The 17,741-nt window shown below is 65.2% G+C and carries 20 protein-coding genes; 12 read left to right on the forward strand and 8 right to left on the reverse strand.

Annotation, left to right across the window (positions count from 1 at the left end):
- Positions 1-3: 3 nt before the first annotated feature.
- Positions 4-828, reverse strand: a complete 825-nt coding sequence (locus JLZ96_RS12520) for a hydroxypyruvate isomerase family protein (RefSeq protein ID WP_167325657.1) — start codon at positions 826-828, stop codon at positions 4-6.
- A 12-nt stretch (positions 829-840) separates the two neighbouring features.
- Complete coding sequence (locus tag JLZ96_RS12525; protein ID WP_032385160.1) at positions 841-1,236, reverse strand: gamma-glutamylcyclotransferase; 396 nt, start codon at positions 1,234-1,236, stop codon at positions 841-843.
- Between the two features lie 233 nt (positions 1,237-1,469).
- Here JLZ96_RS12525 and uraD point away from each other — a divergent pair, with 233 nt between their 5' ends.
- Genes uraD through JLZ96_RS12550 form a run of 5 tightly spaced genes read left to right on the forward strand, consistent with a single transcriptional unit; the run spans position 1,470 to position 5,454 of the window.
- Positions 1,470-2,009, forward strand: a complete 540-nt coding sequence (gene uraD / locus JLZ96_RS12530) for a 2-oxo-4-hydroxy-4-carboxy-5-ureidoimidazoline decarboxylase (RefSeq protein ID WP_236253933.1) — start codon at positions 1,470-1,472, stop codon at positions 2,007-2,009.
- Entirely contained in the window at positions 2,002-2,340 is a 339-nt protein-coding gene (gene uraH, locus JLZ96_RS12535; protein ID WP_094662295.1) for a hydroxyisourate hydrolase, read from the forward strand. The genes uraD and uraH overlap by 8 nt, the downstream gene beginning before the upstream one ends.
- A 5-nt stretch (positions 2,341-2,345) precedes the next feature.
- Positions 2,346-3,236 carry a factor-independent urate hydroxylase gene (pucL, locus tag JLZ96_RS12540; protein WP_094695886.1) on the forward strand — a complete coding sequence of 297 codons (891 nt, stop codon included), beginning with the start codon at positions 2,346-2,348 and terminating at the stop codon, positions 3,234-3,236.
- A 12-nt stretch (positions 3,237-3,248) separates the two neighbouring features.
- Positions 3,249-4,649, forward strand: a complete 1,401-nt coding sequence (locus tag JLZ96_RS12545) for a nucleobase:cation symporter-2 family protein (RefSeq protein WP_201010269.1) — start codon at positions 3,249-3,251, stop codon at positions 4,647-4,649.
- A gap of 43 nt (positions 4,650-4,692) precedes the next feature.
- Positions 4,693-5,454 (forward strand): IclR family transcriptional regulator, encoded by a 762-nt coding sequence (locus tag JLZ96_RS12550; RefSeq protein ID WP_032385163.1) that lies wholly within the window; start codon positions 4,693-4,695, stop codon positions 5,452-5,454.
- Here JLZ96_RS12550 and JLZ96_RS12555 read toward each other — a convergent pair.
- From JLZ96_RS12555 to JLZ96_RS12570, 4 genes are read right to left on the reverse strand one after another with little or no spacing between them, the layout of a single operon-like run.
- On the reverse strand, positions 5,451-6,269 hold the full coding sequence (locus JLZ96_RS12555; protein ID WP_057474529.1) for a spermidine synthase: 819 nt from the start codon (positions 6,267-6,269) through the stop codon (positions 5,451-5,453). The genes JLZ96_RS12550 and JLZ96_RS12555 overlap by 4 nt on opposite strands.
- Complete coding sequence (locus JLZ96_RS12560; protein WP_057474530.1) at positions 6,262-6,702, reverse strand: cupin domain-containing protein; 441 nt, start codon at positions 6,700-6,702, stop codon at positions 6,262-6,264. Before JLZ96_RS12560 ends, JLZ96_RS12555 begins: the two co-directional genes overlap by 8 nt.
- Before the next feature lie 14 nt (positions 6,703-6,716).
- Positions 6,717-7,382 (reverse strand): SDR family NAD(P)-dependent oxidoreductase, encoded by a 666-nt coding sequence (locus JLZ96_RS12565; protein ID WP_057474531.1) that lies wholly within the window; start codon positions 7,380-7,382, stop codon positions 6,717-6,719.
- Positions 7,379-8,080, reverse strand: coding sequence for a TetR/AcrR family transcriptional regulator (locus JLZ96_RS12570; protein WP_057474532.1), 702 nt, complete (start codon positions 8,078-8,080; stop codon positions 7,379-7,381). The genes JLZ96_RS12565 and JLZ96_RS12570 overlap by 4 nt, the downstream gene beginning before the upstream one ends.
- 187 nt (positions 8,081-8,267) lie before the next feature.
- Between JLZ96_RS12570 and JLZ96_RS12575 the strand changes: the two genes are divergently transcribed.
- From JLZ96_RS12575 to JLZ96_RS12605, 7 genes are read left to right on the forward strand one after another with little or no spacing between them, the layout of a single operon-like run.
- The gene (locus tag JLZ96_RS12575; RefSeq protein ID WP_201010270.1) at positions 8,268-9,815 is read left to right on the forward strand and encodes an amino acid permease; all 1,548 of its coding nucleotides are present in this window, start codon (positions 8,268-8,270) and stop codon (positions 9,813-9,815) included.
- A gap of 6 nt (positions 9,816-9,821) precedes the next feature.
- Positions 9,822-10,604, forward strand: coding sequence for an urea amidolyase associated protein UAAP1 (locus tag JLZ96_RS12580; protein ID WP_201010271.1), 783 nt, complete (start codon positions 9,822-9,824; stop codon positions 10,602-10,604).
- Positions 10,586-11,218 (forward strand): urea amidolyase associated protein UAAP2, encoded by a 633-nt coding sequence (locus JLZ96_RS12585; RefSeq protein WP_201010272.1) that lies wholly within the window; start codon positions 10,586-10,588, stop codon positions 11,216-11,218. Before JLZ96_RS12580 ends, JLZ96_RS12585 begins: the two co-directional genes overlap by 19 nt.
- Positions 11,215-13,224 (forward strand): 5-oxoprolinase/urea amidolyase family protein, encoded by a 2,010-nt coding sequence (locus tag JLZ96_RS12590; RefSeq protein WP_094621858.1) that lies wholly within the window; start codon positions 11,215-11,217, stop codon positions 13,222-13,224. The genes JLZ96_RS12585 and JLZ96_RS12590 overlap by 4 nt, the downstream gene beginning before the upstream one ends.
- Positions 13,214-14,917 carry an allophanate hydrolase gene (atzF, locus tag JLZ96_RS12595; protein WP_201010273.1) on the forward strand — a complete coding sequence of 568 codons (1,704 nt, stop codon included), beginning with the start codon at positions 13,214-13,216 and terminating at the stop codon, positions 14,915-14,917. Before JLZ96_RS12590 ends, atzF begins: the two co-directional genes overlap by 11 nt.
- 46 nt (positions 14,918-14,963) lie before the next feature.
- Positions 14,964-15,467: a PaaI family thioesterase gene (locus JLZ96_RS12600; protein ID WP_027495142.1), complete on the forward strand. Its 504-nt coding sequence runs from the start codon at positions 14,964-14,966 to the stop codon at positions 15,465-15,467.
- Between the two features lie 2 nt (positions 15,468-15,469).
- Complete coding sequence (locus JLZ96_RS12605; RefSeq protein ID WP_080729912.1) at positions 15,470-16,012, forward strand: helix-turn-helix domain-containing protein; 543 nt, start codon at positions 15,470-15,472, stop codon at positions 16,010-16,012.
- Here JLZ96_RS12605 and JLZ96_RS12610 read toward each other — a convergent pair.
- A complete protein-coding gene (locus JLZ96_RS12610; protein WP_201010274.1) occupies positions 15,962-16,603 on the reverse strand; it encodes a LysE family translocator in 642 nt (213 codons plus the stop codon). The genes JLZ96_RS12605 and JLZ96_RS12610 overlap by 51 nt on opposite strands.
- 61 nt (positions 16,604-16,664) lie before the next feature.
- Positions 16,665-17,552 carry an SGNH/GDSL hydrolase family protein gene (locus JLZ96_RS12615; RefSeq protein WP_201010275.1) on the reverse strand — a complete coding sequence of 296 codons (888 nt, stop codon included), beginning with the start codon at positions 17,550-17,552 and terminating at the stop codon, positions 16,665-16,667.
- Positions 17,553-17,741: the final 189 nt, after the last annotated feature.

The raw sequence follows: 17,741 nt of genomic DNA on the forward strand, positions 1-17,741 counted from the left end.
TCCCTACTTGGTAGTGGTGGCCAGTTCGAGCCACGCGAACGGATCCGGCTGGGTGGCCTTGTATTCGAGTCCGACGTAGCCGTCGTAACCCCGTGCTGCGAGGCCGGCGAGTTGTCCGCCGAGGTCGAGCGAGCCGGTGCCGGGTTCTCCGCGACCCGGGGAATCGGCGATCTGCACGTGCCCGATCAGGTCGTGGTGGGCCTCGAGTGCTGCGGGAACGTCGTCTCCGTTGACGGCGAGGTGGTACAGATCTGCGAGCAGACGCAGGTTGTGTACGTCCTGCTCGCGGGCGACGCGCCTGATGGTCGCGACGGCACCGGCGGCGGACTTCAGCGGATAGGCGGGTGCGCCGCTGACCGGCTCCACCAGGACGACGCCGCCGATCTTCGCGGCGGCTCTGCCTGCGGCGGCCAGGTTCTCGATGGCGACCTCGTCCTGATCCAGGGGATCCACACCGTCGATGCGGTTGCCGTACAGGGCATTGAATCCTTTAGTGCCCAGTTGCTCGCCGATTCCGACGGTGACGTCGATGTTGTCGCGGAACGCCTGTACCTGCGCCGGATCGGAGAGAATTCCGCGATCACCGGCCGGCATGTCTCCTGCGGCGAAGTTCAGGCCGGTCAGCTGTACGCCCGCATCGCGGACGGACGACACGAATGCATCGACGTCGGCATCGGACGGGACCGGGTTCGAGAACGGCCACCAGAATTCGACGGCGTCGAAGCCGGCGTCGCGGGCACGCTGCGGGCGATCGAGGAGGGGGATATCGGTGAAGAGGATCGAACAGTTGACGGTGTACTGGAGTCGAGAATCAGCAAAGATATTCATGCGCAGTGCCTTTCAGTTCTGAGGTTGCGGCAGTCCGCGGTATCGACGCCAGCTGCCTGCATAGGTGATGTCGGTCAGCTCATCCGGTTGCGCGTCGAGCACCCCGGGCCGCAAGCCGACGCCGAGGACCGAGCGACCGTCCTCGAGCGCCACCACGGTGAGTTCGAGTTCCGGTGGTTCGTCCGGGAGGAACGCTGTTCGGATGTCGTCGAGCGGAATGTCGTACAGCTCGCCTTCGATGGCCGCACCGGCGGTGTGATCGAGCAACAGCGCCGGGAATTCGTCCCGTACGGAGAAGAACCGGTAGTTGGGTGTGGTGCGCACCGTGCCCACGAACGGGTGCGAGGAGACGTTGTGGTGCAGGCTGCCGCCGCGCATGGCACCGCCGTTGCAGAAGAGTTCCGTCATGAAGTGGTGCCTCCTAGGGGGCGAGTGTTCGTAGCTAAAGTCCGTCATACGGAATATTGATTCCGTAATGTGTTTCGAGTGTGGCGTGCGCCACGCAGCTCTGTCAAGACCCGTACGCCCAGGCGGCCCTTGCGAACCGCCGAATTCCGCAGTGCAGCAACACCGAAAGGCTCGACATGGACTGCCATGGATCAACCCTTGACAGTCGGTGTGATCGGTGTCACGCTCGTTTGGTGGAATCAACATTTCGTAATACGGAATCAGAGGCACACGGAGCCGTTGCCGATCTGAACACGGCCTCCGAGACCGATGCGGTACGCACGCTCTCGCTCTGCCTCGACGTGCCTCGCTGGGTCGAGGGAGTTATCAGCGCCCGCCCGTTCACCGACATGCAGGCCCTGCGTCACGCCGTTCATCACGCTGCCGCACCCTTGACGGCCGACGAAGTACACCGCGCACTTGCCGTACATCCGCGCATCGGCGAGAGACCAGACGGCGACGACGCAAGCGCTCGGCACGCGAGCAACGAGCAATCCGGCGTCGACATCTCCGACGCAACCGTCGAACAGCGGCTGAGAGCAGGAAATCTGGCCTACGAGAACCATTTCGGGCAGGTGTTCCTGATCAGGGCCGCCGGCCGGGATGCCGACGCAGTTCTCGACGCTTTGCAGTCCAGGCTCGACAACGACCCCGAGACCGAGGCAGCCGTCGTCGAACACGAACTGCGGGAGATCGCCGAGATTCGCGCAACGGGAAGCCTCGGCGATGCCTGACCCGAGAAGCCACGTGACCGCTCACGTGCTCGATGCTGCGAACGGCGTTCCCGCGCAAGGGATATCGATCTCCCTGGCCGATGCTACAGGTACACAGACAGCCCACGCCGTCACCGACGAACAGGGCAGAGTCTCCTCACTCGGACCGAGCGAACTGACGCCGGGCACCTACCGGCTCACCTTCGCAACCGGCGCGTATTTCGCGGCCCAGCACACCGAATGCTTTCACCCCGAGGTGGTCGTCACTTTCGAGATCACCGCACCCGACCAGCACTACCACATCCCACTTCTGTTGAGCCCGTTCGCTTTCACCACCTATCGAGGGAGCTAGAACCCATGACCATCGTGCTCGGAGCAAACCAGTACGGCAAGGCCGAATGCAGACTCGTCCGCATCGACCGCGAGACGCCCCGCCACCGCATCACCGACGTCAGCGTCACCTCGCAACTGCGCGGCGACCTCGAGGCAGTGCACACCGAGGGCGACAACGCCCACGTCGTTGCCACCGATACCCAGAAGAACACCGTCTACGCCTTCGCCCGCGACGGCATCGGTGCCATCGAGGACTTCGCACTCCGTCTCGGCGCGCACTTCACCGGCAACTTCCACTGGATCACCGGCGGTCGCTGGGAAATCGAGCAATACCAGTGGTCGCGTATCGCGAACGGTCAAGACGGCTACGACCATTCCTTCGTCAAGGCCGGCGACGAGAAGCGGAACACCATCGTCACGGTCGACGGCGACAACATCTCCATCGTCTCCGGAATCAGCGACCTCGTGGTCCTCAACTCGACGGCGTCGGAGTTCTGGGGTTACCCGAAGGACCGCTACACCACGCTGAAGGAAACCACCGACCGAATCCTCGCGACGTCGGTCAGCGCCCGCTGGCGGTACCTCACCACCGATCTCGATTTCGACAAGACCTTCGACGACGTCCGTTCGATCATGCTCGACGCCTTCGCATCGACTCACTCTCTTGCGTTGCAGCAGAGCCTGTTCCAGATGGGCAAGCAGGTACTCGAGGCGCATCCCGAGATCGGCGAGATCAAGTTCTCGATGCCCAACATCCACCACTTCCTCGTCGATCTGGAGCCGTTCGGACTCGACAACCCCGGTGAGGTCTTCTATGTCGCGGATCGCCCCTACGGTCTGATCGAGGCCACGGTGGAACGCGACGATGCCCCGGACGCAGGCCGCGCCTGGGATACCGTGCCCGGATTCTGCTAGGAGCGAGCCGACATGAAGCTGACGAAACGCGCGTCGACCAAGACCCATGCGCCGCACGACCCCGCCCGTCCCGAGGACGAGCGTTTGTCGATCGGCAGGTCGTACGTCTACGGATTGCAACACATCCTGACGATGTACGGCGGCGTCATCGCACCACCTCTGATCGTCGGCGGCGCAGCGGGATTGACCGGCACCGAGATCGCGCTGCTGGTCTCGGCCGCGTTGTTCGTCAGCGGAGCGGCCACGTTGCTGCAGACACTCGGAGTGCCCTACTTCGGTGCCAAGCTACCTCTGGTACAGGGAATTTCGTTTGCATCGGTGTCGACGATGGTGGCAATCGCAAGCGGCCCGGGTGGACTGAACTCGGTGTTCGGAGCCATCATCGCCGCCGGTGCCATCGGCATCCTCATCACCCCGTTCTTCAGCAAGATCGTTCGCTTCTTCCCACCGGTGGTGACCGGCACGATCATCACCGTCATCGGGATCTCGCTACTGCCCGTTGCGGTTCGGTGGGCGATGGGCGGTGATCAGCAGGCCGCCGACTGGGGCTCGATGTCCAACATCGGGCTCGCGGCGTTCAGCCTCGTGGTGGTTCTGCTCGTCAGCCGGCTCGTGCAGGGCACGCTCTCGCGCCTGTCGATCCTCATCGGCATCATCGTCGGCACAGTGTTCGCTGTCCTGGTCGGCAAGGCCGATTTCTCCGGCGTGAGTGACGGTGAAATCTTCAGCTTCCCGGAGCCGTTCGCGTTCGGAGCACCGACATTCCAGGTGGCAGCCATCATGTCGATGGTCGTCGTCATCCTGGTGATCATGACCGAGACCACCGCGGACATCCTGGCCGTCGGCGAGATCGTCGGCACCGACGTCGATGCCCGACGCGTCGGCGACGGACTGCGAGCAGACATGGTCGCCACCACCATCGCTCCCGTGTTCGGCACCTTCCCGGCCAGTGCGTTCGCCCAGAACGTCGGACTCGTGGCCGTCACCGGAATCAAGAGTCGCTACGTCGTCGCAGCCGGCGGCTCGGTGCTGCTGTTCCTCGGCCTCTTCCCCGTCCTCGGGCTCGTCGTGGCATCGGTTCCACTGCCGGTACTCGGCGGCGCGGGCATCGTGTTGTTCGGCTCGGTGGCGGCCAGCGGTATCCGGACGCTGTCCAAGGTCGAGTTCGACGGCAATCTCAACCTCGTCATCGTGGCCGTGGCGATCGGGTTCGGGGTCATTCCCATCGCCGTGCCGGGCTTCTACGCGGCCTTCCCCGACTGGGTCCACGTGGTGCTCGACTCGGGCATCAGCGCCGCGAGCATCGTGGCCGTCGTGCTGAACATCCTGTTCAACGTCATCACGAAGGGTCAGAAGCCCTCGCCCTCGGTGGTGACCGCTGCACCGCCGGTGGCGACGCGGCATCACCAGTAGAGTTCTTCGGGACGGGTACGACTACGACGGTGCGAGGTGGACTGTGGCGGCAGGCGGCGGGGTGCAGTCCGTGGAGCGAGCGTTCGAGTTGCTCGACATCATGGCCTCCTCGGGCGGATCCATCGGCATCAGCGAACTCGCCGAGGGCACCGACCTGCCGATGCCGACGGTGCACCGACTGATCGGCACCCTTGTCTCCCTCGGCTACGTCAGGCGTTTGCCGTCACGCCGATATGCATTGGGCACCAAACTGATTCGATTGGGTGACAGCGCGTCCAAGCTCATCGGTGGATGGGCCAAGCCGTATCTCGCCGAGCTGGTGCGGATCACCCACGAGACCTCGAACATGGCATTTCTCGAGGACGACATGGCCGTGTACGTCGCGCAGGTCCCATCGGAACACGCGATGCGGATGTTCAACGAGGTCGGTCAGCGCGTGTTACCGCATTCCACCGGCGTTGGCAAGGCATTGCTGTCGCAGTTGGACGACGACGCCGTCCGCGCGATCGTCGGCCGCCTCGGCATGGCCCCACGCACCGTCAACACCATCACCACACTCGATGCGTTGCTCGAGGATCTCGCACTGATCCGCGAACGCGGGTACGCCGTCGACGACGGTGAGCAGGAAGTGGGAGTGCGCTGCTTCGCCGTTCCGGTGATCGGCGCTCCGACGCTCACGGCGATGTCCATTGCTGGGCCCACCGCTCGGGTCACGCTCGAGTCGGCAGAGCAGTTCGTACCCCTGCTGATCTCGGCCGCGGAACGCCTGGCGAAAGATCTCGCGAGCAACATCCCAGCGCCTTAATCTTTCAACACTCTCGCGTCGCGGGCGAAAGACCGCACCTGCTCGGTCAACCACACATGCGCCGGGACTGCTCCGCCGAGAAGCTCCCGCGCCAGAGCCGGGGAGTCCCCGATCGGGACGTCACTGCCGGCAATGATGATGTTGCCGTAGCGCCTGCCCTTGAGCATCGCCGGATCGGCGACGATCGCCGTGTGCGGAAATATACTTCCGATGGTCGACGCCTCCTGCTTCGCGAGCGACAGATCGCGTCGATCACCGCAGTTGACGACATACATGCCGCCGGGTGAGAGAACGCGTCGAACATGCTCGGTGAACTCGGCGGTGAGCAGCGGGGTCGGAGTTGTGGCTCCGGAGAACACATCTCGCACGATCAGGTCTCGGCTGTTCTCGCTCAGCGTCTCGGTGACGGCACGTGCCTCGCCGACGCGGATACGCAGCAGCGGTGCCCGAGGGAGGTCGAACCATTCACGAACCAGCTCCGAGAGCTTCCCGTCGAGCTCCACCACCACCTGACGCGCACCGGGAAACTCCGCGGTGAACGAGCGCGCCAGTGTGCACGCTCCGCCCCCGAGATGCAGAGCCCGCAGCGGGAAGCTCGAATCCCATTGCGCTCGAACCAGTCCCGAGATCCACCGCATGTACTCGAACTCGAGCACCGTGGGGTCGTTCATGTCGATGTGCGAGCTCGGGACGTCGTTGACGTTGACTACCCACCCGTCGTCGGAGAAGGTATCGCGCACCAGTTCGCAGGTGCCCGAGTCGATTTCGAACAGGCCGGGCTTCAGCCCTCCAGCGGACTCACGCTTCCTACCCATGGGAGTCCTCGAGCCGGAAGTCCTCGAAATCGAATCCCGGGGTGACGATGCAACTGACCAAGCTCGGCTCCTCGCCCACCGGCCGCGCCCGCTGCCACACCGACGGTGGCACGATCTGCTGCGGAGACTCGGGCGCAACCAGCAGCGTGGTCACCTCACCCGGCTGGGTTCCATCACTGCCCAGGTCTAGTTGCACCGGACTGCCCCGGTGATAGAGCCACATCTCGGTGCCGCGAACGGTGTGCCAGGCCGACTGCTGACCGGGCATGAGCAGGAACAGAATTGCCGTCCCTGCCGCACGTGACCCCGGGTAGCCGTCGGGCAGAGCTGCCAGTGGAATCGTGACCTCGCTGCGCCAGGTCTCCTTGAACCATCCACCCTCCGGGTGGGGTGCAAGGTCCAGGCTCTGAGCCCAGTCGGGCAACGATGTCATGCCGGCAAGCCTAGTCAGTCCGTGGCGACCTGAACCCGGAACCTGTCGCGCTCGGTGTGCAGGCTCCACAGCTGCTCGGCGAGAGCCTCGGGGCTCTTCTTCGGATCGCTACCGTCGATGGCACCGCCGATGATCAACTGCGACACCTGGATTCCCTCCGCGGCCAACTCTTCGTTGAGCAGCTGTGCGTATGCTGCCTGGCCTGCGAACGCGATGGACGTACCGGTGACGGTACGTCCGGGCTTCACCGCAGAGCCGCCGTTGACGAACAGGATCGTGCCCTTGTTCTCGCCGAGGAATCTCATTCCAGGTAGCACCTGATGGACGGCAGCGATGGGCCCGTAGATGGAGAACTCGACCGGGCCGACCATGTCGGCCGGGGTGGTCTCGAGCACGGGCCGCATGAAGTCCTTCTGCGGAAGCGGGCTGTACTGCAGCACCTCGATGGGACCGAGTGTTTCGGTGACCTGCTCCAAGGCCGCGGCGATCGAGGCCGGATCGCGCACGTCGGCGACGAAGCCCTTCGCGGATACACCGTCGGCCACCAGCTGATCAGCGAGCGCGTCGACACGGGACCGGTTGCGGGAGATGAGGCCGACCGAGAAGCCCTGCGCGCCGAACTTACGCGCCACTGCTGCTCCGAGACCTGCACCTGCTCCGACTATTGCTATGGACGTCATGTCGAATGCAAGGACCGAGAATCCTCGACTATTCCGACGACCGCCTCGAGCAGGGCCTCCGCACTCCGATGCAACGACGTGACATCCCCTGTCCAACCGAGGACACGGAGGGCGGCCTCGGCGATCCCCTCCGCATCCACCGTCGGGTCGCGGCGTCCGTTCTCGCGATCAGCTCGCGCGTTCACCACGGTCTCCACCAGGCGAAACGGCAGGTCCTCGGTGCCCGGCCGACGCTCGGAACCCAGCTGAACCACAGTGTCCGACGCGATGGCCGCATACAGGCTCATCAGCGTGTACCGATGGTCGCGGAAGGTCTCGAAGCGCTCGCTGCGCAGCTCGGGCAGCAAGTAGAGCGCACCCAGATTCCAGGTGGACGCGGCCAGCTGCCCGGCGTCGAAGTAGGCGAGCGCGTACATCTGGGTCGAGGCCTCGGCCCCGGAATCACGGATTCGCTGCGCAACGGCCAACGGCGCGTCGACGGTGCCGCTGAGAAGTGCGTCGAGGATGTCGTCCTTGGTGGCGAAGTGGTGATACAGCGAGGCCTGACGCAATCCGACGGCGTCGGCGATCACGCGGGTCGAGGTATTGGTGAATCCGCGAGTGGTGAACAGCTCGGCTGCCGCGTCGAGTATTTCCTCGCGAGCGGTGTCACCTGCCCGCTTCTTTGTGCTCAGCCGTGGTCTGCCTGCGCCGGTCATGACTGCATCTTGTCAGGTCCACGTGACGGTGAGATTTCTGTCATCTGATCGAAATAGACGAAACGAGCTTGTTTCACGACGGACACCGCCCGGGAACGGCGGTGCCGAAAACTATCAACTGACAGAAACCCGCCTCGGCGATGCAGCGGGCGGTCACTCACCACCCACCTCGCCCGTAGGAGTGAACATGAGCTCGACAACATTGCCGGCCCCCGGCGCGGGATCGGAACCGGTTCGTACGACGGACCATTCGGATCTTGCTGCCCTCGGGTACGACCAGCAGCTGCACCGTAGCCTCGGCAAGTACGCGTCGTTCGCCGCCGGCTTCTCGTTCGTCTCGATCCTGACCACCATCTTCCAGCTCTTCGGCCTCGGCTTCAGCTTCGGCGGCCCGGCCTTCTTCCTGACCTGGCCGTTGGTGTTCCTCGGCCAGTTCATGGTCGCCTTGAACTTCGCCGAACTCGCCGCGCGCTATCCCATCTCGGGGGCCATCTACCACTGGTCCCGGCGCATGGGCGGTGAACTGGTCGGCTGGTTCGCCGGGTGGTTCATGATCATCGCGCAGATCGTCACCGCCTCCGCCGCCGCGATCGCGTTGCAGGTGGTGCTGCCCAGCATCTGGGGCGGATTCCAGTTCATCGGTGAGGACACCGCGCTGACCTCGTCGAGCGGAGCAGCCAATGCCGTTGTGCTGGGATCGATTCTGCTGGTACTCACGACCACCATCAACTGCATCGGCGTGAACTGGATGTCGCGCATCAACAGCATCGGCGTCACCTGCGAGATCGTCGGCGTCATCGCTCTGGTGCTGGTGTTCTTCACCCACGCCGAGCGCGGCCCGCAGGTGGTCTTCGACACCGGGAGTGCCGGAGCAGATCCCGGCTACATCGGGGCCTGGATCGTCTCGGGTCTGATGGCCGCCTACGTCATGGTCGGCTTCGGGTCGGCGGGCGAGCTCGCCGAGGAAACCCGCAATCCCCGACGCGTCGCACCGCGCACCATTCGCCTCGCGCTCTCGGCATCGGCACTCGGCGGTGGCCTGATGATCGTCGGCGCACTGATGGCCGCACCCAGTCTCACCGACGGTCAGCTTGCGACGCAGGGACTTCCGTACGTCATCGATTCGATTCTCACCTCGCCGTGGGGCAAGGTCCTGCTCGTCGACGTCGCCATCGCCGTGTTCATCTGTACCCTCGCCATCCAGACCGCAGCCTCCCGATTGATGTTCTCCATGGCCCGCGACGGACGACTGCCGGCATCCGCTGCACTGGCCAAGGTCAACTCGCGCACCGGAACTCCCATCGCACCCTCGGTGCTGATCGGCCTGGCCTGCGTGGCCATCCTCGCCGTCAACGTCGGGAACTCCGCGATCTTCACGACGCTGTCGAGCGTCTGCATCGTGCTCATCTACCTCGCCTACATGATGGTGACCGTCCCGCTGCTGATCCAGCGACTCAAAGGCTGGCCGCACGGCGGAGCGCAGAAGGACAGCGCCGGCGAGAAGCTCTTCACCCTCGGCCGCCTCGGCCTGCCGGTCAACATCGCCGCAGTTCTCTACGGCGGGCTCATGGTGGTCAACCTCTCGTGGCCACGAGCCGAAATCTTCGACCCCACCGGCGAATTCCCACTGCTGCGCTGGGCCGCACCCCTGACCGTCCTCGCAGTGATCGTCGTGGGCATCGCCTGCCTGCCCCGCGGCAAAGCCCACCCGAAGCCCGTCACGATCGGAGCCTGAACCACCATGAGCACAGCAACCACCCATTCGGCCAAGGAACACGCGCGGTCCCAGGCGACCCTCGCACCGGCCCCCACAGCACCGGAGGGCGTGTCGGAACTGACATGGGCAGAATCGGTGCCCGGCGGCAGCTACACCACGAAGGTTCTGGCTCGCGGAACCCGCTTGCGCCTCGTCGACGTCGACGGTGCCGCCTGCGCCAACCTGCTGCTCTATCGCGTCGACGCACCATGGGAGCGCCTCAACACCGCGGACACCGTCAAGGTTCCGTGGCAGGCGTACCTGAGCGCGGGCCACCCCCTGCTCTCGGATCAGGGCCGCGTGCTGGCGACCATCGTCGCCGACACCTCCGGTCACCACGACGCGCTGTGCGGTACCACGTCCACGGCGACGAACATCGCCAAATACGGAGTGAGCGGACCGCATTCGTCCGCTCCGGCCGGACGCGAGCTGTTCACCCTTGCCGCGGCCAAGCACGGACTCGAGCCGCGCGACGTTGGACCGTCGCTGTCGTTCTTCCACGGCATCACCGTCGACGCGGACGGGAGCCTCGTCAGCACCGGCTCTGCCGGACCGGGCCGCTCGGTGGATCTGCTGATCCACCTGCCGGTGATCGTGTTGCTCGCCAACACCGCTCACCCATTGAACCCCAGTCCCGAGTACGACACGACGACACTCGACGTACTGGCCTGGCGCGCACCGGAAGAGCTGCTCACACTCGACAACACCGAGCCGGAATACCAACGCGCAGTGCAGAACACCGAGAACGCATGGAAGGCAGCGCAGTGACCACCAGTGCAGTGATCATCAGAGACGAGATCGCCCCCGCGTTCGGGCCCTGGTCCGCAGTCGTCGAGGCCGGTGACGTCCTGACGATCGTCGATCTCTACGGTAACCAGGCCGTCGACACCCTGCTGTACGGCGCACACGATCATTCGCTCCGGTACTCCGCCGCCGCGACGGTCACCGCGCAACGGAACCTGTTCCTCACCACCGGAACCGTCCTGCGCAGCGATGATTCGACACCTCTGATGACGATCATCGACGATGAGGTCGGCAACCACGACACCGTCGGCGGCGCGTGCTCCAAGGAATCGAACACTCTGCGCTACGGCCATCACACCCAGCACCAGCACGCGTGCGTCGAGAACTTCCTCATCGAGGGTTCCAAGTGGGGTCTCGGCAAGCGAGACCTGGCCCCCAACATCAACTTCTTCATGAACGTCCCCGTCGACGCGGACGGCACCCTCGGCATCGTCGACGGTCTGTCGGCTCCCGGAAAGACGCTCTCGTTGCGTGCCGAGATCGACACGCTGGTGTTGGTCTCGAACTGCCCGCAGATCAACAACCCCTGCAACGGATTCGACCCCACCGCGGTGCAGATGATCGTGACGCGATCATGACCGCGACCAAGATGACCGTCCAGCGGCCCGGCATGATCACCACGGTGCAGGACTGGCCAGGACGCGTCGGCTACTGGAAGGTGGGCGTGCCGCCGTCGGGACCGATGGACGATCTGTCGTTCCGGCTCGGCAACACCGCGCTCGGTAACCCCGAGGGTCTACCGGGTCTCGAATCGACCATGGCCGGGCCGGCATTGACGTTCGACGCCGATACCTACGTCTGTGTGACCGGTGCAGCGGTTCCGGTACGCATCGACGGCCGATCGGCCGCGCAGTGGAAACCGGTCCTGGTTCCCGCCGGTGCCACCCTCGATGTCGGCACCACCACCGGCCACGGGCTGCGGGTGTACGTCCTGATCCAGGGTGGCCTCGACGTCGACGACTACCTCGGCAGCGCAGCCACATTCACGCTCGGCAAGTTCGGCGGGCATCGCGGCGGCATCCTGGGCGAGGGTGACATCATCGGACTGGCCGGCCGCTCCGATGACTCCTCCGTCCTCGGGCCGATCCCGATGGAACACCTGCCGGTGCTGACGTCGAGCTGGGACATCGCAGTCACCGAGGGCCCGCACGGCGCACCGGAGTTCTTCACCCGCGACGACATCGACACCCTCTACGCCACCCGCTACGAGGTGCACTTCAACTCCGATCGCACCGGAGTTCGGCTGATCGGCCCCAAGCCGCAGTGGGCGCGCGCCGACGGCGGTGAAGCCGGACTGCACCCGTCGAACATCCACGACAACGCCTACAGCGTCGGCGCATTGGACTTCACCGGTGACACCCCGATCCTGCTCGGCCCCGACGGCCCGAGTCTCGGCGGATTCGTCTGTCCTGTCACCGTTGTCGCGGCCGAACGCTGGAAGCTCGGCCAGCTTCGGCCCGGTGACACCATCCGATTCGTGCCGGTCCGGGCTGCAGCCACCGCGCCGCTGGGATCGCTCGGCCTCGCCCGGCGCGCATCACTGCCCGCGGTCTTCTCCGCCGGCGGTGACGGGGACGACGGCGTCATCGCTCGGCGTGACGCCGATACCTGCGTCACCTACCGGCGATCTGGTGACGACAACGTGCTGGTCGAATACGGCGACATGAAACTCGACCTCACCCTGCGAGCACGGGTGCACGCGCTGCATCAGCGTGTCGAAGCCATCGCGCCCCGAGGCCTGTTGGATCTGACCCCCGGCATCCGCTCACTGCAGGTCAAGGTGAATCCCGATGTGCTGTCGATCGATTCGCTGATGGGTCTGCTCGCCGAGGTCGAGGATGATCTGCCTGCCGCCTCGGAACTCGTGGTCCCCAGCCGTCAGGTTCGGCTCCCGCTCTCGTGGGACGACCCGTCGACCCGCGAAGCAATTCAGCGGTACATGCACGGCGTGCGTGCCGACGCCCCGTGGTGTCCCTGGAACATCGAATTCATCAGGCGGATGAACGGACTCGATTCCGTCGCAGACGTTTTCGATACCGTTTTCGCGGCGGACTACATGGTGCTCGGGCTCGGTGACGTGTACCTCGGTGCCCCGGTGGCGACTCCGCTGGATCCGCGTCACCGCCTGGTGACGACGAAGTACAACCCGGCACGCACGTGGACGCCGGAGAATGCCGTCGGCATCGGCGGGGCATACCTGTGCATCTACGGCATGGAGGGTCCCGGCGGATACCAGTTCGTCGGCCGAACCACGCAGGTGTGGAACCACAGTGCCACGTACAGCGGCGGGCCGTTCGAGGAAGGAACCCCGTGGCTGTTGCGGTTCTTCGACCGAATCTCCTGGTACTCGGTCGAACCCGAGGAGCTGATGGACCTGCGCGCCGATCTGGCAGCAGGTCGCGGCGGTGGAGTCGAGATCACCGACGGTGAGTTCTCGCTCGCCGAGCACGAGAGTTTCCTCGAGACCAACGCCGAATCCATCGCCGAGTTCCGCGCGACCCAGGCCGTGGCCTTCGGGGCCGAGCGGGACGCGTGGTCGGCCGCCGGAGAATTCGACAAGAGAGGCAAGATCGATGCTGCCTGAGGTACGGGAACGAGTTCTGCAGGCCTACAAGCGAATCGCGGAGGTCGACCGACCCGAAGTGTGGATCACCCTGCGCGACGAGGACGACGTACTGGCCGAGGCGGTGGCGCTCGAACGCGCACTGGAGGCAGGTGCAGATCTGCCGCTCGCCGGCGTGCTGGTTGCCGTCAAGGACAACATCGACGTCGCCGGTCTGCCCACTACTGCGGCGTGCCCCGAATTCGCCTACACACCAGCAGTCTCCGCCGTCGCCATCGAACGATTGACGAGCCAGGGCGCACTGATACTCGGCAAGACCAACCTGGACCAATTCGCCACCGGACTGGTCGGCACCCGAAGCCCCTACGGAGCAGTGCGCTGTGCCTGGGACCCCACGCTGGTCTCGGGCGGATCCAGTTCCGGCTCGGCAGTGGCGGTGGCACTGGGGATCGCGGACATCGGAATCGGCACCGACACAGCCGGATCCGGGCGAGTCCCCGCCGCGTTCCACGGACTCGTCGGAATCAAGGCGACACTCGGGATTGTGCCGAACACCGGCGTCGTTCCCGCCTGCGCCGACTACGACTGCGTCACCGCGCTCGCCCACGATCTCGACAGTGCCACGGCGGCGATGAAAGTGATGACCGGTCCGACCACCACCGATCCGCGCAGCCGGACCTGGCCCGCCGACGTTCGACTGGCCGCGTCGCCGGAGCCCCGGGTCACCGTTCCACGTGCCGCGGATCTGGTATCGCTGAGCCCGGAATACCGTCGGGCATTCGAGGAGACGGTCGCAGGCCTGGCCGACAAGGGCTTCACCCACCTCGAAGTCGACATCTCGGATCTCCTCGATGCGGCCACACTGCTGTACGACGGAGCCATTGTGGCGCAACGCTATTCGGCCGTCGGAGAATTTCTCGATACCGCGCCGGACGGTGCCGATCCCACGGTCGCTGCCATCGTCCGCTCTGCAGCCGGCCCGTCCGCGCACCGCTACGTGGACGATCTGGGCACACTCACCCAGGCCAAGACGGCTGCCCGCGAACTGCTACGCGAGGTCGACGGTCTACTGCTGCCCACCACCACCGAACATCCGAGTATCGCTACAGTGCAGGCAGATCCGGTCGGCATCAACCGACGCCTCGGCACGTTCACCAACTTCTGCAACCTGCTCGACATGGCGGCGGTCGCGGTCCCCGGTGCCCCGACGTCGGACGGCAATCCGTTCGGAGTGATGTTCGTCGTCCCTGCGTTCGAGGATCAGATCGCGATCGACCTCGCTGCTCGGCTGAGCGAAGTGCCGTCACCCTCGCTGATCGACGACGGTATCGAGGTGTTGGTCGTAGGAGCGCACCTGCACGGTTTTCCGGTGCACAGCCAACTGACCGATCGGGGCGCACGGTTCAGCGGCGAGGTGACCACGTCTGCGGACTATCGACTCGTGGATCTGCACACCACACCGCCCAAGCCCGGTCTGGTGCGGCGGGAAGGGGACGGCGCACCCATAGCCGGAGAGCTGTACCGGATGTCCGCCGCCGCGCTCGGCACCTTCCTCGCCGGGTTGCCCGCGCCGATGGGCCTCGGTCCCGTCGAGTTGTCGGACGGACGTTGGGTCACCGGGTTCTGCTGCGCCCACGACGCGGCCGAGAAGGGCACCGACATCACCGAGTACGGCGGTTGGCGCGCCTACCGCGATCAGGGGTTACTATCCTGAGCAGCTGACTATCATGGTGATAGTTACTCGAGGACAGGCGAGACACATGATCACTGATGAGCAACGACGATCGCAGACCTTCTCGTGGGTCGACCCCGCCGAGGTGCTGAAGACTGCGTCCACCATGAGCGGTCTCGACGCCATGCGTGCGCTGGTCAGTGGCGAGCTGCCACCTCCGCCCATCGCCGCCCTCATGCAGTTCTCCCCGGTCTTGGTCGAGACCGGCAAAGTGGTGTTCGAGTGCGAACCGTCCGAGGCGCACTACAACCCGATCGGCATGGTGCACGGCGGTCTGGTGTGCACGCTTCTCGACACAGTCCTCGGTTGCGCGGCCCACACCACGCTCCCGGCAGGCACCGGGTACACCTCCATCGACATCAACGTCAGCTACCAACGCCCGGTGCACTCTCACAGCGGACCTTTGACGGCCACGGGGACCGTGGTCAAGAGCGGCTCGCGAGTGATCTTCACCGAGGGTTCGGTGGTCGACAACACCGGCAGGGTCGTCGCGACCGGGACGAGTTCCTTGCTCGTCATCCCTGGAAAGTAGCAATGCAACGCCGTAGTTTCGCGGACATGGAGTGCCCCATCGCCGGGGCGCTCGAGCAGGTCGGCGAATGGTGGACGCTGCTGATCCTGCGGGATGTGCTCGACGGCTTCTCTCGCTTCGACGAGCTGGAGTCCAATCTCGGTATTGCTCCGAACATGTTGGCGCGCAGACTCAAAGGCCTGGTCGACGGCGGGATGCTGACCAAGGTGCAATACAGTGAGCACCCCCCGCGCCACGAGTACGTACCGACGGCGCGGGCCCGTGAACTCAGCACGGTCATCGTCGCTCTGTATGCATGGGGAAACAAGCATGTGCCGCAACGGGATCGGCGGGTGGTGCTGGTGGACGGAGATGGCCGACCGATCGATCCGGTCCTCGTCGACCGCGAGACAGGAAGGACTCTGCGCGAGAGCCACGCGCAGTTCCTTCCGGGGCCGGCTGCATCCGAAGGCATACGGCGACGGTTGGATCCGGATCTGCGTGCCACGCGTCGATCACGCCGGGAGCGGTCGCCCGCCGTCGGTAGCGACACGGACCGCCAGTAACCCGAGCACTGTGCCCATCAGGTAACGCTGCACCTTCAGCCACGTCGGCCGGACGGCGAGAAATCGGGCGATCGATCCGGCCAGCACCACGATGGCCAGGTTGATCACAACCGCTACAGCTATCTGCACGCCGCCGAGTGCGAAACCCTGCAGCAGAACGGGTCCGGCAGCAGGATCGACGAACTGCGGAATGACCGAGATGTACATGATGGCGATCTTCGGGTTCAGCAGGTTGGTCACCAGCCCCATCATGAACAGCCTGCGGTTCGAATCCTGCTGCAGCGCAGTCGCCTCGAAGGCGGAGGCCGTTCCGCGTAGCGCCTGCACGGCAAGCCAACCGAGGTAGACCGCGCCGGCGAGCTTGACCGCGATGTACAACGCGGGCACGGCCGTGAACACCGCTGCCAGGCCGAGATTGGTGGCCGTCAGGTAGACCAGAAAGCCGACAGCCACACCTACGAGGGACACCATCCCCGCCCGCCTGCCTTGCGAAATGCTGCGCGAGACGAGGTAGATCATGTTGGGACCCGGTGTCAGAACCAACACGAGGGCGACGGCGAACACGCCGAATACTGCGGACCACGAGACCATACGGTCGACACTTCCCGATAGTCGAACGCCCGGGTAGAGCCAGTTACCTTCCCGTGGACACCTATTCGCTTCGCACGATCGAGGCGATCTCGTCACCGATGGCGGCCATGCCGGCTGCCGTCGGGTGCAGTGGCGCAGCGGGGTTCTCCGGGATGACGCCCTCGAAATACCGCTGATCGACTGCCGCACAGACATCGTGGCCGACGCTGAGTGCCTCGGTGTCGACGAACTCGGCCCCGTGCTCCTCGGCCTGTGTCTTCAGCGCCTGGTTCATGGCGGTGATGCTGCTCTGGATGTAGTCGGCGTCCTCGGGGAGAACCGGCTGAGTGGGGAAGCAGCCGCCGTCGGGGAGATACGTTCCGTATCCGACGACGAGGATCCGCGCGTCGGGCGCACGCTCGGCCACCGCGTCGAGCATCGCGCCCCAGCCCGGAGCCTCGGCCTCGATGGTGGCGGCGACGGTGTCGACTCCGCCGGCGGTGAGTCGGTCCTTGCAGACGTTGCCGGTCGAGGAATTCGCGAACGTCAGGCAGCCCACCGCGGTCGAGACGAGGCCGATGTCGTTGCCACCGATCGTCACAGTCACCAGATCGGTCTCGGGCGTCACCGCGTCGAGTTGGACAGGCTGATCCCCGCTGGAGGTGCTTTGGGGCGTCGAGACCAGGTTCTCGGTCACTGCCCCGCCGCACGTGACGTCGACGAAGGACGCGACCTCGAGCTGAGCCGCGACGACGTGCGGGTAGTTCGAGTCGGACTGCTCGCAGCCCGGCACACCCACCTGCTCCGGGATGCGTGGCCCCGACGCCGCGGAATCACCCAGCGCCACATAGTTCAGTGGCGCCGAAGCCGGGGTGTCCGGGACGTCGGCGTCCGGTGCACTGGGCGAAGAACACGCCGCAAGCAGGCTCACGGCAACAGCAATCCCGACGTAGATCCCAGGGTTCCTCACAGGTTCGACGCTACCGCGGCCGGTAACCTCGACCGGGTTGTCCCACGAGTACGTCTACACATCGAAGCAAAGGAACATCTCATGATCACCAACTTCATCAACGCGATCCTCGCCGGCTTCGGCTCCATTTCCGCTGGTAGCAGCGGCTTCGAACTGGCACCGGGAACGCTGCCCTTCGGACTGTAGGAC

The sequence above is a fragment of the Rhodococcus sp. NKCM2511 genome, from assembly GCF_014905595.1.
Taxonomy (GTDB): domain Bacteria; phylum Actinomycetota; class Actinomycetes; order Mycobacteriales; family Mycobacteriaceae; genus Rhodococcoides; species Rhodococcoides fascians.

What these genes read in the sequence shown, in the direction of transcription:
- JLZ96_RS12585 (WP_201010272.1), top strand. Translation starts at nt 10,586, where the DNA reads ATGGAAGGCAGCGCAGTGACCACCAGTGCAGTGATCATCAGAGACGAG.
- uraH (WP_094662295.1), top strand. Translation starts at nt 2,002, where the DNA reads ATGCCTGACCCGAGAAGCCACGTGACCGCTCACGTGCTCGATGCTGCG.
- JLZ96_RS12600 (WP_027495142.1), top strand. Translation starts at nt 14,964, where the DNA reads ATGATCACTGATGAGCAACGACGATCGCAGACCTTCTCGTGGGTCGAC.
- JLZ96_RS12605 (WP_080729912.1), top strand. Translation starts at nt 15,470, where the DNA reads ATGCAACGCCGTAGTTTCGCGGACATGGAGTGCCCCATCGCCGGGGCG.
- JLZ96_RS12610 (WP_201010274.1), bottom strand. Translation starts at nt 16,603, where the DNA reads ATGGTCTCGTGGTCCGCAGTATTCGGCGTGTTCGCCGTCGCCCTCGTG.
- atzF (WP_201010273.1), top strand. Translation starts at nt 13,214, where the DNA reads ATGCTGCCTGAGGTACGGGAACGAGTTCTGCAGGCCTACAAGCGAATC.
- JLZ96_RS12580 (WP_201010271.1), top strand. Translation starts at nt 9,822, where the DNA reads ATGAGCACAGCAACCACCCATTCGGCCAAGGAACACGCGCGGTCCCAG.
- JLZ96_RS12590 (WP_094621858.1), top strand. Translation starts at nt 11,215, where the DNA reads ATGACCGCGACCAAGATGACCGTCCAGCGGCCCGGCATGATCACCACG.
- JLZ96_RS12525 (WP_032385160.1), bottom strand. Translation starts at nt 1,236, where the DNA reads ATGACGGAACTCTTCTGCAACGGCGGTGCCATGCGCGGCGGCAGCCTG.
- JLZ96_RS12545 (WP_201010269.1), top strand. Translation starts at nt 3,249, where the DNA reads ATGAAGCTGACGAAACGCGCGTCGACCAAGACCCATGCGCCGCACGAC.
- JLZ96_RS12575 (WP_201010270.1), top strand. Translation starts at nt 8,268, where the DNA reads ATGAGCTCGACAACATTGCCGGCCCCCGGCGCGGGATCGGAACCGGTT.
- JLZ96_RS12520 (WP_167325657.1), bottom strand. Translation starts at nt 828, where the DNA reads ATGAATATCTTTGCTGATTCTCGACTCCAGTACACCGTCAACTGTTCG.
- pucL (WP_094695886.1), top strand. Translation starts at nt 2,346, where the DNA reads ATGACCATCGTGCTCGGAGCAAACCAGTACGGCAAGGCCGAATGCAGA.
- JLZ96_RS12555 (WP_057474529.1), bottom strand. Translation starts at nt 6,269, where the DNA reads ATGGGTAGGAAGCGTGAGTCCGCTGGAGGGCTGAAGCCCGGCCTGTTC.
- JLZ96_RS12570 (WP_057474532.1), bottom strand. Translation starts at nt 8,080, where the DNA reads ATGACCGGCGCAGGCAGACCACGGCTGAGCACAAAGAAGCGGGCAGGT.
- JLZ96_RS12560 (WP_057474530.1), bottom strand. Translation starts at nt 6,702, where the DNA reads ATGACATCGTTGCCCGACTGGGCTCAGAGCCTGGACCTTGCACCCCAC.
- JLZ96_RS12565 (WP_057474531.1), bottom strand. Translation starts at nt 7,382, where the DNA reads ATGACGTCCATAGCAATAGTCGGAGCAGGTGCAGGTCTCGGAGCAGCA.